This is a genomic window from Geodermatophilus africanus (assembly GCF_900107105.1).
In the GTDB taxonomy this organism is placed as follows: domain Bacteria; phylum Actinomycetota; class Actinomycetes; order Mycobacteriales; family Geodermatophilaceae; genus Geodermatophilus; species Geodermatophilus africanus.
The window spans coordinates 1-5,793 of sequence record NZ_FNOT01000042.1; the positions used below are offsets into that span (position 1 = coordinate 1).

At 69.9% G+C, this 5,793-nt stretch carries 3 protein-coding genes and 3 pseudogenes; 4 read left to right on the top strand and 2 right to left on the bottom strand.

The annotated features are described in order from the left end of the window. Both BLW63_RS27185 and BLW63_RS25830 read left to right on the top strand, forming a co-directional pair. A pseudogene (locus BLW63_RS27185) lies at positions 1-314 on the top strand (ISAzo13 family transposase); the annotation flags it as partial. Positions 315-321: 7 nt separating this feature from the next. Continuing rightward, positions 322-792 (top strand): annotated as a pseudogene (locus tag BLW63_RS25830) (transposase); the annotation flags it as partial. 267 nt (positions 793-1,059) lie between these two features. Here the strand turns inward: BLW63_RS25830 and BLW63_RS25835 are convergent. Then, positions 1,060-1,674, bottom strand: a pseudogene (locus BLW63_RS25835) (HARBI1 family protein); the annotation flags it as partial. On the opposite strand from BLW63_RS25835, the gene BLW63_RS25840 reads away from it, so the two are divergent. Continuing rightward, complete coding sequence (locus tag BLW63_RS25840; protein ID WP_244522820.1) at positions 1,667-1,876, top strand: Lsr2 family DNA-binding protein; 210 nt, start codon at positions 1,667-1,669, stop codon at positions 1,874-1,876. The pseudogene BLW63_RS25835 and the gene BLW63_RS25840 sit on opposite strands and share 8 nt — an antisense overlap. Positions 1,877-2,184: 308 nt before the next feature. On the opposite strand, the gene BLW63_RS25845 is transcribed toward BLW63_RS25840, so the two are convergent. Beyond that, positions 2,185-3,093, bottom strand: a complete 909-nt coding sequence (locus tag BLW63_RS25845) for a thermonuclease family protein (RefSeq protein ID WP_091162501.1) — start codon at positions 3,091-3,093, stop codon at positions 2,185-2,187. Positions 3,094-3,454: 361 nt separating this feature from the next. Between BLW63_RS25845 and BLW63_RS25850 the strand changes: the two genes are divergently transcribed. After that, a partial coding sequence (locus BLW63_RS25850) for an nSTAND1 domain-containing NTPase (protein WP_139263845.1) occupies positions 3,455-5,793 on the top strand: 2,339 nt, incomplete at its 3' end.

The following is a 5,793-nucleotide window of genomic DNA, read 5'->3' on the forward strand; positions in this document are numbered from 1 at the left end:
ATCGGCATCGACTCCGCGGCGGCGAACGGCTGCCCGGCGCCCGCGGCGGCGTCTTCATGCAGAAGATCACCGACGCCGAGCGGGTGCTGGCCACCGTGCTCCACCGGCGCGGCCTGGGAACCCACGACACCCTCGCCGAGCTGTTCGAAGTCAGCCGCCGCACCATCGGAGGCGCGCTGCGCGAAGTCGGCCCGCTCCTGGACCAGACCGGCTACGCCGCCACACCGGCCGCCACCCGATTCACCACCGCGGCCGAGCTCCTCGCCTCGCTGCCGACCCCGAGCGCCGACGACATTGACACGCCGACAAGTTGATTCTTTACAGGCCCACTTCATGCGCAACGTGCTCGCCCGCGTCCCGAAGGGCAACGCCGAGATGGTGGCCGCGGCGATCCGCACGGTCTTCGCCCAGCCCGACGCCGAACACGTGCACGCCCAACTCGACGTCATCGCCGGCATGCTCGGCCGCCAGTTCCCGCAGGTCGAGGCCATGCTGCGCGACGCCGAGGACGACCTGCTGGCCTTCACCGCCTTCCCGGTGGCGCACTGGAAGAAGATCTGGTCGACCAATCCGCTGGAACGGCTGAACAAGGAGATCAAGCGCCGCACCGACGTCGTCGGCGTCTTCCCCAACCCCGACGCCCTGCTGCGCCTGGCCGGCGCCGTGCTGGTCGAGGCCCACGACGAATGGCAGGCCTCCGACCGCCGCTACCTCTCCGAGGGCTCGATGGCCGCCATCCGCCCGATCGACGCCACCCCAGCACTGGCGGCACCGCCCATCCTCACGCCATAGTCACCACACCGCTGACCAGCACGGTGAGGACTACATCCACCACTCAGCGGGACGTCACCCCGGCGGGTCAAGCCACCGGTTGCCCCAGAGGCGTTCCGCCGCGTGTCGACGAGGCAGCCGAGCCACGTCCTAAGTACGTCCTGGTCATGACATTGACCTGTCATTGATGGCCGCGGTCCTCGCCGCTGACGAGTCGTGCCGGCGGAGTCGGTCGGGCGGTGGGTGCTCATTGAGCCATTCCCAGTAACGGGTCCGCTCGCCTGTTGATCATGTGGTGCGGCCATGCACGTGGTGGAGCAGCACGAGGGCGGCAGCGGTGATCGCGCCGATGCGCCACGGGCAGAGGCTGACTCGGCGCAGCGCCTTGAAGGTGGTCTTGAGCAGGGAGTTGCCGCGTTCGGCCGGGGCCCGGGTGGCCGCGTGCAGCAGGTTGATGGTGCGCTGGTCGTCGGTCAGCGGCGCGTCGGTGGTCTTCTTGATCGGCGTGGTCAGCGCCGCCCGCTCGCCCTCGTAGCCCAGGTCGGCCAGCACTGCGTGGGTGGCGTCGGTCCACTCGGCCAGCAGCTGCAGGACCTCGGGGTGGGTGCGCAGCGCGGTGGTGTCGTGCTCCCGTCCCGGCCGCACCGGTGAGGTCCAGATCGGCCAGCCATCGGGGACAGCGATGACCTGCACGTTGCCGCCGTGGGCGGCGTGCTTGCCCGACCACCACAGATCCACCCGCCGGTCGGACCCATCAGCGCGGGCCGTCGGTCCGGCGACGCGACACCGATCGGTGCGGATGAGCGTGCCGTCCACGGTCACGTGGGAATGGCCGGCGGCGCGAGCGGCCAGCAGCGCGCCGCGCAGCCCGGGTGCGCGGTCGGCGAGGACGTCGATGCCTTCGCGTGATGCCTTCTCTCGCTACGTGAAGGCCGCTCGCAAGGTGGGCGGCACCCGCCGCGGGCGAGCCACTGTTCGTCACACCGCCACCGATGTGGACCCCGCGGCTGTGCGGGCGTGGGCGAAGAGCCAGGGGATCGAGGTCTCTCCGCGAGGTCGCATCAGGGCCGAAGTAGTCAAGCAGTTCCGGGCAGCCGGTAACTGACCTACGGGAGCCGCTGGGCCGGCGGATCCGTCTGGCGTCAGCCCAGCCGAGCTCCTACTTCATCTTCATGCCCCGGTCGTAGCGATAGCCGGGCTGCGGCGATAACCACACCGGAAGCAGCATCAGCCGCAGCTCGACCGGGCCACGAGACGACCGGTCGACCCATCACCGGCGACCGGTGCGCGCGCCGCCAGGGCAGACGACAGGCTTGACGTCGGCCTCGACCAACCGGCGGATTGCGATCTGCGCACGCCCCGCGTGGAGGGCGGCGCCACCCGATTACCCCGACGCGCTGACCATTCCGACCATCAATCGACGTGGGAGAGGGCGGGCGCCGGAACGAGGTTGAGCCGGCTGACCGCCGTAGCCACGTCGTCGGGCCAGATCCACAACCGATATTCCGGGGGCACGTTCATGTAGTCCTCGGGGCCGTGCAGCACCCGGTTTCGCATGTCGGCGCAGTAGCGTTCGCGCCAGCCGAAGGCGGCCGCACCCCGCACCTCCTCACCGGCGACGATCCTCTTTGTGATGGCGTACAGCTTCTCCATCGCCCGGTACTCGTAGGCCAGCAGCGCCGCGGAGTCCGACCAGATGCCCTTCCTTCCGGTGCGGGCGGTGGCGGCCGCGGCGACGAGCAGCGGCAGGTCCAGCTCCCCGGGGATCGATGGGTAAAGCAAGAACGGAGCAGCCCAGCCGTTAGTGACGAGGTCGAGGTTGAACGTCGCCCGCTGGGCCCGGGACAGCGTCTCGCGCTCCCGCGGGCTGTAGTCCGGGGCGACGTAGGCCAGCAGCCTGCCGTTGGCGTCGAACAGGGTGTCGGTGACCCGGATGAACAGATTGCGGCGGGACCCGTCCGGGCGCGTCAGCCGGGTGTCGATGTTCTGCTTCGCGAACGCCGACGCCGCCTGCCCCTGCTCGAACTGCAGCGTGCCCGCCTTGCCCGTGGCCAGCTTCGGCAGCAAGTGTGCCGCCAGGCCGGGCGAGATCGGTGCCTGACCCTGATCGATCCACTCGGCCAGCTGGACGAACTCCCGGTCGACGGCGGCGGCCCGGTCGGCAGTCCTGGCCGTCACCTCCGGGGTGTCCACCGACAGCATGCGGATCGGCATCCGAATGTTGGGCGTGTCGCCGTCGGACATATCGATCAACGCCCGATCACCCAGCGACGCCAGGCTCACCCCGGCCGGAGACCACAACACCTGCACCGGATCAATCACAACCTCACCTCATCGAACGCCGCCAGATAGGACACGTCAGCCAGGAGCGCCCAACCCCGCGGCCTGATACCACCTGAACCGCCCGGCGAGTCCGGCGTCCGGCCTGCGAGGGTCACTTCAGTGCCTGCGTATCGGGACTGACCACACGACATTGCCGTGGGGGACTGCCCCGGCTTCCGTTCACTCGTCGGGTGTAGCGTCAGGCCGCTGCTGCGGCGTGGGTGAGTGTCTTCGCCGCACGAGCTGCGCCCCGCTCAACCCGGATCTCGACACAGCCTTCCGCCGCGGGGCCACGGCCATTGACCATCGGGCGTTTAGTCGTGACGCTGGGCTTCTAGTGGCGCACCCTGGGGGAGCAGCCATGGCCAGGGTCTTAGTCAGTCATGCGAGCAAGGACGCTGCGCTGGCCGCCGAGGTGCACCGGTGGCTGGTCGACGAGGGCCACGAGGCGTTTCTCGATCGGGACCTGGCCGACGGCATCCTCGCCGGTGAGGAATGGGAGAAGCGGCTGCGCGAGCGGCTGCGCTGGGCCGACGCCTTCGTCTGCGTGCTGACCTCGGCATATCTGGCATCGGTGTGGTGCACCGCCGAGTTGGCGATTGCGCAGTCGCGGGGTAGCCGACTGCTGCCTATCCGGGCCGAATCGGGGGTGCGGCATCCGCTGCTGAACTCCGTGCAGTACGTGGACATGACGCAGGATGCGGCGGGGGCTCGCGCCCGGGTGGCCGAGGCGTTGCTGCGGGTCAATGCCGCCGGCGGATACGGCTGGCCCGATGACCGCTCGCCGTTTCCGGGGCTGCGCGCGCTGGACACCGACGAGCACTCGGTGTTCTTCGGCCGCGCCCGGGAGGTCGACCAACTGGCCACGCTGCTGCGTTCTCCGGCAGAGCGGGCTGACCCTGCGGTGTTGTTGGTGGTCGGTCCGTCCGGCTGCGGTAAGTCGTCGCTGGTGCGGGCGGGACTGCTACCGGTGCTGGCGGCCGAGCCCGAGTGGTGGACACTGCCGGCGTTTCTGCCCGGCGCCCACCCGATGGCCACGCTGGCCCGTGAGCTGGCCGCCTCCGCCCGCCAGCTCCGCCTGGCCTGGACGGTGACCGACGTGCGCCACCGGCTTGACGCCGGCGACCTCACCGGGGTGGTCGACGACCTGCTGCTCGCCGTGCCTGGACGCCGGCGCCATCATCTGCTGGCAGTGGTCGACCAGTTCGAGGAGCTGTTGACCCAGACCGGGACGGAGGAGCGAGCCTGCTTCGCCGAGCTGCTGCGGCGCGCGCTCGACGGTCCGACGCAGGTGGTGGCCACACTGCGGCCGGAGTTCCTCGACCCGCTCCTGGCCAACCCCGAGCTGGCCGCGCTGCCGGCGCGCACCCACGTCCTGCGGCCGCTGCGGCGCGAGGCCTTGCGCGCGGTGATCGAGGGCCCAGCCGACCGGGCTGGCATCAGCGTCGACGCCGACCTGGTGAGCCGGCTGGTCGCTGACACCGGCGGTGGCGAGGCCCTGCCGCTGCTGGCCTACACCTTGGCCCAGCTCAGCGACGGCGTCGGACGCGGGGACTGCATCTCCACTATCCGCTACGAGCAGCTCGGCGGCGTCCAGGGCGCCCTGGCCGGGCAAGCGGATGCCGCCCTCGCTGACGCGGTCACCACCGGCGGCCGAGACCGCGACCAAGTCATCCGGGAGCTGCTGCGAATGGTGACCGTCGACGAACGAGGCCGCCCCACCCGCTGGCGCATCCGCCGCGATGAGCTGCACGACCAGGTCCTCGCTGAGCTTCAGCCGTTCGTCGACCGCCGACTGCTCGACACCGACACCGAGGCCGGTCACGTCGTCCTCGGCGTTGCGCATGAGGCCTTCCTATCGGCGTGGCCACCCCTCAGCGCGGCCATCACGGCCGCCGCATCCGCGCTGCGCGCCCGCCGCGAGATCGAACAGGCCGCTGCCGAATGGGCGAAGCATGGACACTCACCCACCCGGCTTTGGGAACGTGGCCAACTTGCGGCCGCCCTCGCCGACACCGGCGCACGCCTCGGGACCGACAGCACGGCGTACAAGCCTGCTCGTAAGGTGCCTGCCCGGGTTGGGCGATCGGTGAGCTGGTGGCCACTCCGACACCGAATCCTGATTGCCGACCGTGTTGACTTAAGCGCTCAAGCCCGAGAGTTCTTGGCCGTAAGCATCCGACGCGACCAGCGCCGCCGCGGCCGAGCCATCACCATCCTGTCCACTCTCCTCATCCTCGCGTTGGGCCTGGCCGTCTTCGCATTTGACCGGCAACGCGCCGCTGAGGATCGCCAACTCCTTGCCACGGCCGGTCAACTCGTAGCCCAGGCCGAAGCCCGTCTCGATCAAGACCCACGCACGGCCCTGCGACTCAACGAAGCCGCTGTACACATTCATGACAGTCCCGAAACTCGATCGGCACTGGTGAACAACATACTCGCGACCCCATACGCAGGAACCCTGATCGCCCACGCTAAAGGGGTCCGGGCGGTGGCCTTCGCTCCGGATAAGCCTCTGCTGGCCTCCGCCGGCGATGACGGCACGGTGCGTCTGTGGAACCTCATCGATCCGGCTGCGCCCACCCCGGTGGGCTCGCCGCTGCGCGGCCACGAGAAGAGGATTTGGGCGCTGGCCTTTGCTCACGATGGGAGCCTTCTGGCCTCCGCCGGCGATGACGGCACGGTGCGGCTGTGGAACCT

Excerpts from the sequence above, each read along its gene's own strand:
- BLW63_RS25840 (WP_244522820.1), top strand. The coding sequence starts at position 1,667 with ATGCCTTCGCGTGATGCCTTCTCTCGCTACGTGAAGGCCGCTCGCAAG.